Raw genomic sequence first — 15,753 nt, 5'->3', positions numbered from 1 at the left:
CTGTCAGGAGGAGGCGGCGGCGCGGACGTCTCGTTCGCTCCCGGCAGGCGGCGCCCCCAGCGGATCACTCGCCAGGACCTCCTCGTCCGGCCGCTCATCGGCCCGCCCCGCCGGACCCACGTACGACACGACAAGGGCCACGACGAGATTGACGGCGAGCGCGACGATCCCGGCGTTCACGCCGAACACGGGGTCGTGCTCGCTGAAGACGAGCGCGCACACGATCCCGACCCCCACGACGAGCCCGCTCAGCGCCCCCGCGAGGCTCAGCTTTCGCCAGACGAGGCCGATGAGCAGCATGGGGACGAGCTGGGCCATGCCCTCGTAGGAGATGAGGGAGAGCCGTACGAGGGTGTTGGGCGCCGCGTAGGTGAGGACGAGGGCGAGCGCGCCCGCGACGACGACCACGCCCTGCGAGGCCAGCTTCTGGCGCCGCGGACCGCGCCACCGGGGCAGCAGGGACAACACGCTGCTGCCCCACATCGTGCCGATGACCAGCATGAACACCGCCATCGGCACGATGGAGGAGAGGGCGGCGGCGACCCCGATGACACCGACGCCCCACGCGGGCAGCGAGTCGACCACCAGCTTGAAGAGAGCGAGGTTGGACTCCGCTCCGACAAGACCCGGCACGACGAAGAGCGCGGCCATGCCGAGGAGCATGGGGACGAAGAGCAGCACGTTGTAGGCGGGCAGCCAGATGGCGTTGCGCCGCAGCCCGTCGGCGCTGCGGGCGCCCAGGTACCCGGCGACGGTGGTGGGGAAGATGACGACGGTCAGGGCGTTGAGCAGCGAGGTCGTGGCGAACCAGGCCTCCCCGTAGGGGCTGCCGCCGCTCCCCGGCAACGTCAGCCAGTCGCTCTTCTCGCGCACCACGCGGTCGAGGAAGTCCCCGTAGCCGTCGAAGTAGTGGAGGGGTACGTAGACGGCGAGGAAGGCGAGCGTCGCGATGACGAGCACGTCTTTGAGCACGGAGACCCAGGCGCTGCCGCGCAGCCCGCTCACCACCACGAACCCGGTGGTGACGGCGAAGCCGATGAAGTACGCCCAGTTCAGGCTGATGGCGCCGTAGGAGATGGTGGAGACGACGACGCCCATGCCGGTGATCTGCAACTGGATGTAGGGCAGCAGGAAGACGGTCACGAGCAGGGCGACACCGGCGCCGAGCCACGGCCGCCCGTACCGGTGGGCGACCATGTCCGAGATGCTGACGAGCCCGTGCCGCCGGGCGTAGGCCCAGAGCATGGGGCCGACGACGTACCCGACGGCGTAGCCGCAGCTCATGTACGCGACGACGTACAGGACGGGCGCCCCGTAGTTGTACCCCCAGCCCGCGGCGCCCAGATAGCTGAAGCTGGTGTACCCCTCCCCCGCCATCAGCACCCAGATGAACACGGCCCCGAGGCTGCGCCCGCCCACGGACCACTCGGCGAGCCCGCCCTGCTTGCCGCGCCCGCGGACGGCGGCGAGCCCGAGGGCGACGGTGCCGGCCATGAAGACGGCGAAGATGGTGGTGGCAACGGCTCCGTCACTCATGCCCGGCCTCCCGTCTCCCGCGTCTCGCGTGCCTCCCGCGTCTCCCGCGTCTCCCGCGTCTCCCGCTCCTCGATCCGGCGGTCGCCGCGGTGGGCGAGCCACACGCACACGGGCGTGAGCACCGTCGCCGCGAGCAGCCAGAGAAAGAGAAACGGCACCCCGAACACGACGGGCCGCACCCGATTGACGAGCGGCAACGCTCCCAGATAGAGCACGAAGGGGGCGAGCAGCCACAGCAGGTGGGGGCGGGAGCGGGCGCGGACGCGGACGCCGGCGCGGTCGCCCGAAGGCGGACGGGGACTTCTGTCGATCACGGGAGGCGAGCCTAGCGGGGTGCCGGGGGCGGCCGGGGGCGGTGCCTGGCGTCGGCTGCGGGGCGGCGGCTGCCGGGGGCGTGGTCGGGGGCGGCGACCGGCCGGGGGGACGGCGGTGCCCGGACCGGGGTGACGGCGGTGCCCGACACCCAAGCCCCGATGGCCGAGCGGAGCCGGAAGGGCTGGCTCGGCGACGGGAGCCGGGAGGAGTGGCTGGCGACGAAAGCCGGAAGGGCTGACTCGGCGACGGGAGCGGAGAGGAGTGGCTCGGCGACGAGAGCCGGGAGGAGTGGCTGGCGACGGGAGCCGGGAGGGATGGCTGGCTCTGCGAGGGAGCCGAGGCATCCCGGGCCTCCTGCAAGGGGCCCGCTCGGCAGTACCGTGTCCCGTATGCGCCCCGAGAAGCCTGCTGCCGCCGACCACGTCGACACCGACCACATCGCCGAAGCCGCGCGCCTGGAGCGCACGGCCGGTCTGTACCCGGAGGACGCCGAGCACCTCCTCATCCAGGCCGCGGCCCACCTCGAACTGGCCGGCGCGCGCGACGACGCGACGACGCTCTACGACCGCCTGCTGTCGCCCTCCGCGCCGCGCCCCGCTTCCGCGCCCCTCCTGATCCGCGCCCTGAAGGCGTCGAACCTCTGGGAGTACGGACACGAGGCGGAGGCCCGCGCGATCATCACGGGAGTGCGCGCGGCGGCCCCGAGGGACCCGGCGCCGTGGGTGATCGTGGCGGAGTCCCTGGAGTCGCACGACGAGCTGGAACAGGCGCACGAGACGTTCACGGAGGCCGCGACGCTGCTCATCCCCGCGGAGACGCAGGACCCCCCGTACGCGACGCACCCGCTCCTCTTCGGCCGCCACCGCGTACGCCGCCTGCTCGGCGCGGAACACGACGCGTGGGACGCGCTGGCGGACCGGGTCTCCACGGCCCAGATCCCGCTGGACGAACTGCACGACCCGAAGCGGGTATGGTCCCTCGGCTCGGAGAACCCGGCGGAGCTGCGCGCGGAGATCGCCCGCATCCAGGCGGAACTGGGCTCCTACCGCCAGGCGCTGTCCCGCCCCTTCCCTGTGGCGATCCTGCGCTGGCCGTCCGAGGAGCTCACGGAACTCCTGACGGCGTACCCGTCCCTGACCTCGGAATACCCCTCGTACGAGGCCCACTTGGCGACCATAGAGTCCTCCCTGCGCGAACTCGCCGCCTCGGGCACCCCCAACCTGGGCATCGTCACCGCCACAGTCCCCTCCTACGAGGCCTTCGCAGCCTCAGAAGGCACAACCCCTGACCAGCCGGCCCTCCTCCCCCAGTACGCCACGACGCTCGCGGCAAGAGGCCGAGCGGTGGCTTGGCCGCCGGAGGCGTCGGCCGAATGCTGGTGCGGGTCCGGACGGGCGTACGGGGAGTGCCACGGGTAGGCCAGATGTCCAGTCATGAGAGAACGAGAGAGCCGTGAGTACCGCGAAGCCGTCCTCGCCCGGCGTCTCCGCCAGGATGAGCCGTCAGGCCAGCCGGGACACCGCACCCGAGGTGGCCGTGCGACGCCTGCTCCACGCCGAGGGCCATCGCTACCGTCTCAACGTACGCGTCCCGGACATGCCGCGGCGGACGATCGACATCGCCTTCAGCCGCGCCAAAGTCGCCGTGTTTCTCGACGGTTGCTTCTGGCACGGGTGTCCGGAGCACGCAACGCGGCCCAAGTCCAATGTCGAGTGGTGGCAGCAGAAACTCGACCGCAACATCGCGCGGGATCTGGAGACGAACAAACACCTGGCCGAAGCCGGATGGACCGTTCTACGGTTCTGGGAACATGAGGCGCCCGACAGGGTGGCGAAAAGCGTGGCAGCAGCCGTCGCGCGCCAGCGCCGGGAGAAGCGTCAGCGACGCGACGAGGGAGAGCAGTGAGCAGTTTACGGTTCGTGGATGTGTGCTCGGGTGGCGGCGGCCTGGCGTTGGGCCTGGAGCAGGCCGGCTTCGAACCGGTGCTACTGCTGGACGAGAAGCCTGTCGCACTGGAGACGCTCCGGGCGAACAGGCAGGCGTGGAACGTACTGCGGACGGACCTTCTGGACTTCGATCCGGTCGACCACCAGGAAACCTACGATGTGGACTTGCTGTCCGCCGGTCTCCCTCGGGTGAAGTCTTCAGCGACCGCGAAGCGTGTGGAGACCGGAATCGAGCTGGAGCTGCTCAAGGCCACGGTTCTCCTGGCCCACGCCGTGCAGCCGCGCGCCCTGGTGATCGAGAATGTGCCGGATCTCGTCGCAGGTGAGGCGTTCGGAGAGGTACGGGATTTCATCAAGGGAGAACTCGAGCACCTTGGCTATGGATTTCACTGGTTCGTTCTCAATGCGGCCGATTTCGGTGTCCCGCAGGAACGTAAGCAGGGAGTGCTTGTCGCGTTGAAACGGCAGTTCTTCGACAACTTCCAGGAGCCGGCGCCGACCGTGAACCGGCACATAACGGTGGGTGAGGCCCTTTACCCGTCAATGTCCGCACGGGGCTGGGCAGGCGCCGCCTCATGGGCGGCCCATGCGGATCAAGTGGCACCGACCCTGGTCGGGGGTTCGGAGAAGCGCGGAGGCGCCGACCTCGGACTGACCGGCACCAAAAAGGCATGGGCCCGAATGGGCATCAACGGAGGTGCACTCGCCGACGAAGTCCCCGGTCCGGACGGGGTTCAGGAGTCGGACACGTCCGGCTCCGCACTGAAGAAGATCACGGTGAAACAGGCCGCGCTCCTCCAGTCCTTTCCTGTCGACTGGGTCTTCGCGGGCAAGAAGACGGCCCGCTACCGTCAGATCGGCCATGCCTCACCACCGCCTGTCGGCAAGGCGCTGGGGATGGCAGTCGCCAAGGCGCTGGGGGCTTGACCGCCTGCCCGATGCCCCACTGATCGACTCGGACTACGGCCATGAGCACCACTGGCCGCCGGCTACACTTCGGTCCCATGACCCCCGCACATCCGAAGCCGCCCCAGCCTGCAGATTTTCGCATCGTGGACCTGTTCGCGGGGCCCGGTGGCCTCGATATCGCAGCCACGATCATGGGAGTGGAGAGCATCGGGGTCGAGTGGGACGACGCAACACGGGCCACACGTGCGGCAGCGCATCTGCTCACGACCGACGAGAAGGACGTTGCCGCACTGAGTCCCTGCGACGCCCAGGTCAAGGGCGCGAACGTGCTCACCGGGGGTCCGCCGTGCCAGACGTTCTCGGTCGCGGGGAACCGTGAGGGGCACAAGGCGCTGGAGGACGTGCAGCGCCTGGCCACCCGATTGGTGAGCGCCACGAATGCAGGGGCTTTCGAGGCCGTCTGGAAAGAGGTCAAGGACGAGACCGATGACATGTCGGACGACCGGACAGGTCTCGTGCTGCAACCACTGCGCTGGATCATGGAAGCCAAACTCAAGCGCCAGGATCCTTACAAGATCGTCGTCCTTGAGCAGGTGCCAACCGTCCTACCAGTGTGGAAGCACTATGCCTCGCTCCTCCGGACGGTCGGTTACGCCGCTGCCGCCCACGTCCTGCACGCCGAGGAATTCGGGGTCCCGCAGACCCGTCGGCGTGCCGTGTTGATCGCTCGATACGCCCCGGGGAACGAAGACATGGCTGTCGAGTTCCCTCAGCCCACTCATCAGCGCTACCGTCCGGGAGTAGACCGCCTCCCGGAACGGACACTGGAAAACGTGGATCAGGACCGGCAAGAGGCACTGTTCACCGACTCCGACAGCACGCAGCCGATCATCCGTTGGACGGCGATGCAGGATGTGCTTCATGAACGGCCACGGGACTTCGAAATTGTCTCCAATTACGGCTCGGGCGGTGACCCGAAGAAGCGCGGCCGCCGCACCTCCGAGGAGCCGGCGGCGACCGTCACCGGCAAAATTCGCCGCAACCGCGTTTTTCGCCTGAAAGAGACAAAATCAGGAACGAAGGAGATCGGAGAGGAGCTGGAACGGCTGACTCCGCAGGAAGCAGGCCTTCTCCAATCCTTTCCGGCGGCGTATCCCTGGCGATCGACCGATGTGGCCCAGCAGATCGGCAACGCTATTCCGCCGCGCCTGTCCCTTCACATCCTGAGCTGTGCGCTCGGATTCGGGAAGCCGGAGGAAGCACTTCTCCGTAAGCTCCAGGAGTGGCAACCCTCGTCGATCGACGAACCCGCCGAGGATGTCTGAAAGCCGGCGGGCCGGGAAGATCAGGAACTGCTGTCATCGACCGGCTCTTTCCCACGTACTGGCGCATCCGCGAAGAGTCCCGCAAAGTAATTGACCAGCACCTCGACTGAGCCATCGGGAACCTGCTCCTCGTCCGGACCTTCAGGGAGTGTCCGACGAGGCACCGCGGTAGCCGACCCGGAGGCCGCGATCCACTCGCGGAGGGGCCCCGCGTCGCGCTCGGCGTCCGGGGCAAGGGCGTCGTACATCAAAGTGGCCGCGGACGTGTTGATCGCACGAGCCAGTGCGTTGACATCACGGCCGGTGCTCACGGTGCCGCGCTCGATCAGACGCACCATCGCTTGGGCTGTGGGCCGATGGTCGATGACGTCCAGGCGCAGGGTCGTGTTGAGCATGTCCTGATTGGCGCAGGCGGTCACCGCAGGACTGTAGTCAGTGCCGTTCCTGAAGAGCTCGGCCGCCCACCACAGCCGAGCGAATGCTTGGGTGTAGTGCGCACCACGGAACCGGGTGGCCGCGACCTTCGACGTCTTCTTCTCCTCCTCCTTCGGTTCCAGCATGTGGCGCCACACGACATAGTCCGGGGCGACGCCGAGAGCCAGGTAGTTCCACAGCTTCCTGTCCGCAGCCTCCCGGCGGCTGAGCCTCAAGGTGGCATGGAGCCGGGGCGCCAGCCACGCGTCGGCCTGAGTTGGCTTGACCTCTCGAAATGCGTGCATCGCGTCGTCGATGAGGTCGCGTACGGGATGCAGCGCTGCCCGTGCTTCCTCCCCGGGCACAGGTTCGGCGACCTTGTTGAGCGCTATGGCGGGGACATCTTCCTTCCCGGTGAGCAGTCCTTCGGTGAGGTACTGGGCGGCGTTGAGGTCGGACAGCAGTGCCAAGCGTTCGGGCAGGTATGACGGTTTGTGGGTCATGCGTCGTTCCCCTGGTGAAGTCGGTCCAAGCCGCGAATGGTGGTGGACAGGGCCTTGGGAACTTCGGCCCTGCGAGTGGCTGCGAAGTGAATGCGGGGCTGAAGATCGATCCAGCCGGATGTTCCGGTGCGCCGCCGATGAACCTCGCGCAGTGCCTCTTCGAGGGGACGGTTGGGGACAACATCCGGGAGCATTTCGCGGAGTACTTCGCCCCGCCAGTCATGCGGAAAGAGTGGCGTACCGTCGTCCTCGATCTCCAGGTCTCCGATAGCGGTGTGGAAGACCGCTGTCCACACATCCGTGCACATCTGGGCGAGCACCAGTTCACGCACCAGGCCCTCAACGGAGGCCCCGTTACCGCCGACCAGTTCCGTGATGCCTTCGAAGTCGACATTCACGTGCACGGCAGGCAACTCGCCAGATGTGTCCACAATCCATGGCACGTCCCTGAAGGGCCGCAGCCACTCCGGCCCCTCACGGAAGCCGACTTCATTGACGTCGAGTTCACGTTGCCGCAACGGCACCTCGGACGCCAGGTCGACGATCCATTCCCTGTCCGACGTGGCGATCACACGTCCGGGCACTCCATCGACCGTGGCGATCACGTGAACGGACAGAACGGCACGGTCAAGATGGTCGGCACGCCACAGGTCCAGCGAGCCTACCCACTCCCGTCCGCCCTCCGTCCCCGACTCCAGCAGAACGGCCGTCCGCGCGTTGGTGGCCTTCTCGGTCAGTACTGCGAGGACCGATACATCGCACCAGTAGCCACTCGCTTCGGTAGCCTTGGCGGGAATAGTGGCCGACAACTTCAGACGGGCGCTCTCCCAGTCGTCGCGTTCGGCCTGACCCAGCGCAACCACCTGTTCGACGACCGAGAACGCCTTGGTGTCGAGTGGCTCGCGGCTCTCTCCCGGTGTCTTCAACTCCACGGCTGTCACGCGCAGCGACACGGCACCGGCCAGGCGCTTGTACGGGTAAGCCTTCACGCCTTGTCCCCCTTGTCCGTGCGCAGTTCGACCACCAGGCCGGTGAGAGTGGCTCGTACCGGATGGCTCGATACGTCGGTGACGCCGCTGAAGGTGGCTGTCCGCGCACCGGGGGTGAAGTGCAGCACTCCGTCGACGAATTCGCAGTTGCGCACGGCTACAAGCTCTGCCCACGCCACCACAGGGCGGGGCCCCGACCTCACGTCCAGTTTGGCGACCGGCGCAAGATGCCAGGCCTCGGCCCCGCGGGGTACCTTCACCTCGGCGGTGATGCGCCACGCACCGTCCGTTCCGACTTGGGCGTCCAGTTCGTCCAGTACGGGAAGGCCGGCCGCGACGGGGGGCCGAACCGTCCGCTTGCCACCGACTGCCAAGCGCTTACGCAGTCGATCGGTGTCCGTGCGTCGCGTCTCCTTGGGCACCGCCACAAGTTCACGTACGGCCTTGTTCGTTTCGCGTACCAGAGTGCCGATCCTTCGGTACGCCGAGGCCGAGTACCGCATACGCAACTCTTCCGTCTGTCCCCACTTGTCGTGCTCGGGGGGCTCTGAAGTGCGCAGAAACTCCTCGGCCTCCTCGGCGAAGGGGGCGTCCTGACCCGCGGCACGACCCGCGAGGAGCACCGCCTGGAATGGGTTGGTACCCAGCTCCAGGCCAGTGACCGAGCTCGTTCTGACCGTCATGCGGTTGCCCCGCATCATGGCCACGGTGTTGTGACGCTTGCCGTCGGCGTCTTCGGCCTCGGTCACCAAGAGGACCGCTCGATGCTCTCCCCCGCTTCTACGGCCCTCACGGCCGGGCACGTTCAGCGGTACCGTCGTCATGGCCACCTGCCCCGACTCCGTCAGGCGCTCCACCGTCGTACCTTCCAGAAAGGCACGAAGCGCCCGGGTGCGTGACGGTTCGGATGCGTGGGGATCGACCCGTTCCTCCTCGATGATCTCCATCCCATTACGCAGCGTTCGGACCGATGCCTCGAGCAGCGGGCGGCTGGTCCCGCCCGCAGTCATGGCAGCCCAGAAATTTCGCCCAAGGGCTTCGACGAGACGCTTGTGCATGCGATGCACGCTGTCGTCGTCCTCACTGTCACTTTCGGCCGTGGCGGTGGGGTCCGCGAGGCTGGCCACGTCATGGGCGCCCACGATCAGAAAAGAAGTGCCGGGTTCGTTGCTCTCCCGCGTGAGGTGCAGTCGTTGGACCGTCTCCTCGTCGGCCCACCACGAACGGGCGACATCCTCACCGGCCACGTCGGGGTCCGGCTGACCGAACCAAGCGGGACCTGCCCAAGGCCTGCCGTCGACCTCGCGCCACGGAAGGTCGAGTCGCCCGATGAGCCGTCGCTCGGTTCGGCCTTCGTGCGGCTGGGACAGAGTGGAGTTGATCAGCACGAGGCCGAGCCGACTGGTGGCCCAGAGAGTCGCCTTGCCCAGACCGTACGAACCACCGGCACCGCTTCCCGACTTGTGGCTGTCCAGCTGCCGCCTGACGACGGCGGCGAACCGGCCGGTCTCGTAGTCGTCCCCGGTCAGGCCAGAGGCGTTGTAGTCGTCGACCCGCAGCAGCACCAGCCGATCCCGCGTGTACATCTCATGCAGTCCGGCGGCAATGACCCTTCCGACCTTCTGGTCCTGGGTCGCCGCCGCCTCGTAGTGCGGAAACAGCTCGTCCCAGCGGATCGCCTCACGGAATCGGGCGAGGTTCTCGCCCGTCAGTTCTTCCAGCGTGTAGCGCACGCGGACCGGCTGGTCATGTTCGGTGAGGCGCTCGTCGAGACTGTTCTGGGTGGCCTCGCGAGCCAGTACCCCCACATCGGCTTCGAAGGCGAAGGCGGCGGCGTTGCCGAAATCTCGGCCACCATCGGCATACGCCGGTCGGTGGCACCACGTGACGGGCCGACCGACCAAGGTGTCCGTGGTGCGGCTATGGATCGTCCCCAAGTCCGTACCAAGAGCCTCCGCGATCTTCCTGATGGTCTCGTCACGGGGTGTGGCCCGGCCAGTGATCCAGGCCGAGACGGCAGCTCGGGTCACACCTACCGACTCCGCCAGCTCGGTCTGTGTCTTCCTGGCCCTCTTCAACTGACGGGCGAGCCAGGGCCCGAAGTCTTCTCCACCGTCCACGGCGTCCACTCCTCAGCTGAGCCAGCGTTCCGGAGCCCACCTTACCAGCCCTGTTTGACATGGAAGCCGTTTGTACAACACTGGTTGACACCCGGACGGGCAAGGGTGGAGGCTGTACCGGCGGGGCCAATCACCACCTTCGCACCAATCACCCTGTATGCCCACACACGTCCACATTGCCCTCGTTCGGATGCGCTACTACCCAAGGGCAATAGAGCGCCTAAACGGCACTCGTAGTTCCATTTCTTCAGGTGACGCCCGCCTATTGCGTAAGGCCAAGTTCGACCCTAGAGTTCGATTTCTCTCCACCAGTTTCAACTGCCCCGCAGGAACCATCTGCTAAGGGGGCTTTTCCCTCATGCCCTCCCCGTTGAAACTCCGCAATGCGCGCCACCTCAGCCGACCGCAACCAACACGTTTCAACGGAACGAGGATCCCTGTGCCCGAAAGCCCCGAAGTCGAGTCCGCCTTAGATCTCATGCGACGGATCGTCGCTCAGTACGACTCGCGCGAGACAGCGGAGAGCAAGGCGGAATTCCTGACCGGACGGGGGATCACCCTCGGGGTCATTCAGACATATCGGAAGTTGATCGAAATCATCGATCGCAGAAAGGTTTCCCCTCCGACCGACTCCCGCGCCACCGAAGCCCCTCGCCGCCACGGCCCCCGTCGCCGTGCCCGCCACATTCGGACCGGCCCGCCCGGGCATCCGGGCACAGGTAACCGGTCGGCCCGGAACCGGCGTACCCACACCCGCGTCACTGTCGTCATCATTGCCTTCGATCTGCCGTAATCCGCATCGCATTGCCGAACATTGGGTCTATCGTCTTCGGGAGTGCCGGTCGCGGCGTACAGCGTCGCGGCCGGCACTCCCGTACCCGCGCTTCTCCACCAGTCACAGAAACGGAAATGCCGTGAGCCACTTCAACTCGGCGGACACTACGGACTCATCACCCGTGATCAAGAAAGTCGTCGAGCAATCTGCACGGGTGCTGGAAACATACCGGGTCGACCCCGGACTTATCCAAGAGCACGCCAATGGTGAGCGACGGATCACCCAAGGCGGGTACGGAGACCGACAGCTCTTCGAGTTGATACAGAACGCGGCCGACGAAATCGCGAACGAGCCTGGCGGAACAGTTCACTCCGTTCTCACTGGGACTCATTTATACTGCGCGAACCAAGGAACACCAGTCACTCCCGACGGGGCCGAGACCATCCTCCGGATGAGTGTCTCCAAAAAACGTGGCGGTCAGATCGGACGCTTCGGTGTCGGCGTAAAGTCCATCCTCGCGATCACGGACACTCCCCAGTTCTTCAGCAGATCAGAAAGCGTCGAGTTCGGCTTCGGGTTCGATCGGGACTGGGCTTTTTCGCAGATCCGAGATGCGTGCGGGGCCGAGCCCGACGCGCGATTCGAGGCCCCGGTTCTCCGCATGGCACGCCCCCTCGACGTGGGCGAGGAGCGGAAGGGGGATTCTGTCCTTGATGAGCTGCTCGGCTGGGCAACCACAGTGGTTCGCCTTCCCCTGCTCAGCGGAGCCGCAGGGCGGCTTGCGGGGGACATGCACCAGGATTCCAAGGGGGGCGCGCAGACCGAGTTCCCTGCCCGGTTCCAACTCTTCTCCCACCATGTCGGGACCGTGGTTCTCGAGGACCGCCGCGTGATGCCTCCCGTACGCCGCACCATCAAGGTTGAGCACGAGGACTTCCGACACACGATCCATGAACAGCGCACCGGGCAGCAAGCCTCGCGCACCGACTGGAAAGTGTTCACGCACGCGCACCGCCCGACAGAGGCCGCCCGTCGCAGCGCCGGCGAAATGCATGATCGCGGAACCATCGATATTGCATGGGCCGTGTCCGAGTACACCGGTGACAAGTTGCTGTCCACCCCGCGTGGTCGCGGCGAGTTCTGGTCGTTCTTCCCGACCAAGTACCCCATGACCCTGAGCGGCGCCCTCAATGGTGCGTGGAAGACCAACGAGGACCGGCAGAACCTGCTCGACGCCAGTCCTTTCAACGAGGAAATCATCCAGGTCGCGGCCCGCTTGGTCGTGGACTCACTGCCACACCTCGCACCGGCGCAAGATCCGGGCGCCTACCTGCCCTTGCTCCCTGGTCGACCCAGGGAGTCCGAAACGCTCAACTGGGCCGATCAGCAACTGACCGAAAAGATCTGGGAGATGGCCGCTCAGCGTCCCTCACTCCCCGACCAGGACGGAGTCCTGCGCATTCCACGGGAACTCCGCCTCCATCCCGACATGGGCAAGCGTGGAAAACTTGAGTTGCAGTGGCTTGAGCGGTGGAACTCCTATGCGGGGCGCCCCTCGAACTGGGTCCATCCATCCGTCGAGGCGGCCGAAATACGGTCGGGCAAGGTCGAGCACATCATCTCGGCGGCCAAGCGGGAACGCGCCACGGTCCGCGAATGGCTGGAGGCCCTGGTGGCCGACGGATCGGCTGACGCCTCAGCCGTGGCGATACACATCCTCGCAGAGATGATCAAAGGATCCTCCGCCTTCGCCGACGAGGCCCGCACGGCGCGCATCGTACTGACCGAGGAGCACGGCATGGTGCCGCCGGTCGCGGGCAAGGTCTTCCGACGAACCGTCCAGGACGGCCTCAAGGATGATCTCGTCTATATCGACCCGAAGCTGTCGGAGGACGTGTCGCTGTTCCCCGCACTCAGCGTGATCGGAATCCGCGAGGCGGACGCCCGAGGTCGGTTCATCGGCGTACTGGACCAAGGGTTCGATCATTACTCCGCGCAGGATTGGACGCGGTTCTGGGAACTTTTCCACAGTGCGGGAGGAAGCCACGTCACCGCGGAAGTACGTGACCGAGTGCCGCAACCTCTGACGACCTTGTTCGTCCGAACCCAGGACGGTCGCTACCACCGCATGCGGGACTGCATGATCCCCGGCCCGGTGGTGCCGGCCGATGGCTCGCGCGACACCTCGGTGGCTGTGGACATGAACTTCCACTCCGACGACATGTCCGTCTTCCGCGAGTTCGGGCTTCTGGACCGCCCGACCGGCGGATGCCGTCCGGAGAGCGAGCCGTGGTTCGACGAATACCGCACGGCAATTTTCGACAGTTACTGCCGAACGCTCGACAGTAAGGCAGATCGCCCAAAGATCTACCGACTCAAACTCGAAGGCGCCGCGGTCGGCGGCCCACTGCACTTGCTCCCGCTGCTCTCGGACGAAGGCAAGGCCGCCTTCCTCAAAGCGCTACCGGACGACTCCGTCATCGATGTCTGGACCAGACAGTTCGGTGCGCAGGCCAACACGCGTAAAGCGGTCGCTTCCCCACTGCGCTGGATGGTGCGCGCCCATGGCCTCGTCACCACATCCAAGGGCATCGTGAAGCTCACGGACGCGGTCGGGCCGCAGCTCCGCGCCTACAGCGATGTGTTGTCCGTCGCCGATATCAGCCCGGAGAAGGCTCGCAAGCTGCGCCTTCCCGTGGTGGTGGACGACGTGCCCGAGGCTCAGTGGGAGCAGTTGATGCAAGAGCTGCTCCGAAGCGAGGACGACGTCTTCGTCGGCCACACCTACGTGATGCTGACTCGTCTCCAGGTCGGCTTCCCGGAGGACTCCCTCACCCGGTGTCGTGTCGGTAGCGAGTGGAGCACTCGGGAGGACGGCGAGATCGCGGTGGCCGCCACGACCGAGGAGTACAAGGCGCTACGAGCCGAGCAGCTTCCGGCCCTCCTCGCGGGCACTCCGGAGAACGCCGAGCTGATGATCGGCCAATGGGGCATGCTGCGCTACTCCGACGTCATCAGCAGGGAAACGCGGCACGTGGCTTCGGGAGAGCCCATCCCGTTCCGGGATGAGTTCCCCACCCTGCGCCAGAGGTTGGGCAGCTCCGTCAACAGCTATGAGTTGCAGCGCTGCTCGGAACTGGAAGAGGTTGTACGCACCCCGAACGGCATTCGGACCACCCCTCTAAAAAGCGCTCTGCACGACACCACGGTGCTCGTCCTCGCCCCTGACGACCGGCTCACCGCCCTAAGGGCGGCCGATCGGGAACTGCGGTGGGGCTTGGGGGAATCCGGCTGCCGAGCGGTGCTCGAAGCACAGCAACGGCAAGAGCAGGATCAGCAGCTCCAGGACTCTCTCCGCGCCGTACGTGAAGCGGAATCCGTTGTGGAGAAGCTGCGGTTGCTGATCGGTGCCGACTCACTACGGACGGGCCTCCCCGCCGGCCTGCTGGCGAGCGAGCAAGCGGACCTCGGGGGTGCCGAGCCCTCCGCGCAGCGCATCGCACAGATGGCGTACAACGCACATGGCGACGGCGTACTGCACGTACACGCCAAGGACCTGACAGCCGCCTATCCCAGCCATGCCCCCTCCTCCTTCACCGGCGCGACCCCGGCCGTGAAGTTCGTGTCCGATCTCGGCTTCCCCGATTCTTTCGCGGGTGTCCGCGCTCCCTCGTTGGCTCCTCGGATCGATGTCGAAGGCCCCACGGAGTTCCCGCGTCTCCACGGCTACCAAGAGCGCCTTGCCACCAGCGTCTTCACCATGCTCGACCGGCTTTCCCCGCAACGTGGCATGTTGTCCCTCCCCACCGGAGCGGGCAAGACACGGGTGGCCTCCGAAGCGGTCATCCGATGGATCAAGCAGAACGGGCAGCTCGACGGTCCGGTCCTGTGGATCAGCCAGACCGAGGAGCTGTGCGAACAAGCCGTTCAAAGCTGGATGTTCGTGTGGTCAAAGGTCGGCGCCGAGAGCCCCTTGGTCATCAGTAGGCTCTGGTCGACGAACGAGGCCGGCCCTGTCACTGACCACCCGCACCTCGTCGTGGCCACGGACGCCAAGCTGCGCACCTCCCTCGACACTCATGCCTACGCCTGGCTTCGCAAGGCCTCCCTGGTCATCGTGGACGAAGCTCACGTAGCCATCGCCCCTCAGTACACCGAGATCCTCGCGCTGCTGGGCCTGACTCACTCCCGCACCGATCGCCATCTGTTGGGCTTGACCGCCACCCCGTTCCGCAATACCAACGTCGACGAGACGAAACGACTGATCCAACGCTTCGGCGGCCGCCGCCTGGACGAGGGCATCTTCTCCTCCGGTGATCCCTATGGCGAGCTCCAGGAGCTGGGCATGTTGGCCCGCGTCACGCACAAGGAGCTTGCCGGTGGGTCCATCGAGTTGACGCGTGATGAGAAGGAACGAGCCGAACAACTGAGTGTCCTGTCCAAAGCCGCGGAACAACGTCTGGCCGACGACAACGACCGCAACCGGCGCATCATCGACGAAATCCACGCCATGCCGGCGGACTGGCCGGTCCTGGTCTTCGCCACGTCCGTCAGTCATGCCAAGTTCCTCGCGGCAAAGCTCAACGACAGAGCCATCACCGCCGCGGCCGTCGACTCCGCGACCACCTCCACCGAGCGTCGAAGGCGGATCGACTCCTTCCGACGAGGGCAGACCCGTGTGCTCACCAACTACGGCGTCCTCACTCAAGGGTTCGACGCTCCCGCAACCCGCGCTGTCGTCGTGGCCCGCCCCACATACAGCCCCAACGTCTACCAGCAGATGATCGGCCGCGGCCTCCGTGGGCCGCGTAACGGCGGCAAGGACACCTGCCTCATCCTCGATGTGCGGGACAACATCTCCAACTATCAAAAGGCTTTGGCGTTCACCCAGTTCGAGCACCTGTGGGGAGCCAAGTGAGCG

10 protein-coding genes are annotated in these 15,753 nt (G+C 66.3%); 5 read left to right on the top strand and 5 right to left on the bottom strand.

Going from position 1 to position 15,753, the window contains the following annotated elements:
• Positions 1-3: 3 nt before the first annotated feature.
• Together ACZ6JY_RS00760 and ACZ6JY_RS00755 are read right to left on the bottom strand one after the other, a co-directional pair.
• Entirely contained in the window at positions 4-1,536 is a 1,533-nt protein-coding gene (locus ACZ6JY_RS00760) for a sodium:solute symporter family protein (RefSeq protein WP_469190841.1), read from the bottom strand.
• Positions 1,533-1,850 carry a DUF3311 domain-containing protein gene (locus ACZ6JY_RS00755; protein WP_469190840.1) on the bottom strand — a complete coding sequence of 106 codons (318 nt, stop codon included), beginning with the start codon at positions 1,848-1,850 and terminating at the stop codon, positions 1,533-1,535. The genes ACZ6JY_RS00760 and ACZ6JY_RS00755 overlap by 4 nt, the downstream gene beginning before the upstream one ends.
• Before the next feature lie 390 nt (positions 1,851-2,240).
• On the opposite strand from ACZ6JY_RS00755, the gene ACZ6JY_RS00750 reads away from it, so the two are divergent.
• The 4 genes from ACZ6JY_RS00750 (at position 2,241) to ACZ6JY_RS00735 (ending at position 6,031) form a co-directional block, all read left to right on the top strand.
• A complete protein-coding gene (locus ACZ6JY_RS00750; protein WP_469190838.1) occupies positions 2,241-3,269 on the top strand; it encodes an SEC-C domain-containing protein in 1,029 nt (342 codons plus the stop codon).
• A 76-nt stretch (positions 3,270-3,345) separates the two neighbouring features.
• A complete protein-coding gene (locus tag ACZ6JY_RS00745) occupies positions 3,346-3,756 on the top strand; it encodes a very short patch repair endonuclease (protein WP_469191868.1) in 411 nt (136 codons plus the stop codon).
• The gene (locus ACZ6JY_RS00740) at positions 3,753-4,724 is read left to right on the top strand and encodes a DNA cytosine methyltransferase (protein WP_469190836.1); all 972 of its coding nucleotides are present in this window, start codon (positions 3,753-3,755) and stop codon (positions 4,722-4,724) included. Before ACZ6JY_RS00745 ends, ACZ6JY_RS00740 begins: the two co-directional genes overlap by 4 nt.
• Before the next feature lie 77 nt (positions 4,725-4,801).
• Positions 4,802-6,031, top strand: a complete 1,230-nt coding sequence (locus ACZ6JY_RS00735; RefSeq protein WP_469190834.1) for a DNA cytosine methyltransferase — start codon at positions 4,802-4,804, stop codon at positions 6,029-6,031.
• Positions 6,032-6,051: 20 nt separating this feature from the next.
• Here ACZ6JY_RS00735 and ACZ6JY_RS00730 read toward each other — a convergent pair whose 3' ends face one another.
• The 3 genes from ACZ6JY_RS00730 to ACZ6JY_RS00720 are packed head-to-tail and all read right to left on the bottom strand — an operon-like array spanning position 6,052 to position 10,057.
• The gene (locus ACZ6JY_RS00730) at positions 6,052-6,948 is read right to left on the bottom strand and encodes a DUF6339 family protein (protein WP_469190832.1); all 897 of its coding nucleotides are present in this window, start codon (positions 6,946-6,948) and stop codon (positions 6,052-6,054) included.
• Entirely contained in the window at positions 6,945-7,937 is a 993-nt protein-coding gene (locus ACZ6JY_RS00725) for a hypothetical protein (RefSeq protein WP_469190830.1), read from the bottom strand. The genes ACZ6JY_RS00730 and ACZ6JY_RS00725 overlap by 4 nt, the downstream gene beginning before the upstream one ends.
• Entirely contained in the window at positions 7,934-10,057 is a 2,124-nt protein-coding gene (locus ACZ6JY_RS00720; RefSeq protein WP_469190828.1) for a helix-turn-helix transcriptional regulator, read from the bottom strand. The genes ACZ6JY_RS00725 and ACZ6JY_RS00720 overlap by 4 nt, the downstream gene beginning before the upstream one ends.
• A gap of 956 nt (positions 10,058-11,013) precedes the next feature.
• Between ACZ6JY_RS00720 and ACZ6JY_RS00715 the strand changes: the two genes are divergently transcribed.
• Positions 11,014-15,750: a DEAD/DEAH box helicase gene (locus ACZ6JY_RS00715; protein ID WP_469190826.1), complete on the top strand. Its 4,737-nt coding sequence runs from the start codon at positions 11,014-11,016 to the stop codon at positions 15,748-15,750.
• The last annotated feature ends 3 nt before the right edge of the window (positions 15,751-15,753 follow it).

The sequence above is a fragment of the Streptomyces sp. NPDC046335 genome (assembly GCF_055587985.1).
Note: the sequence above shows the minus strand (reverse complement) of the source record. Positions and strands in the feature narration are given on the sequence as shown.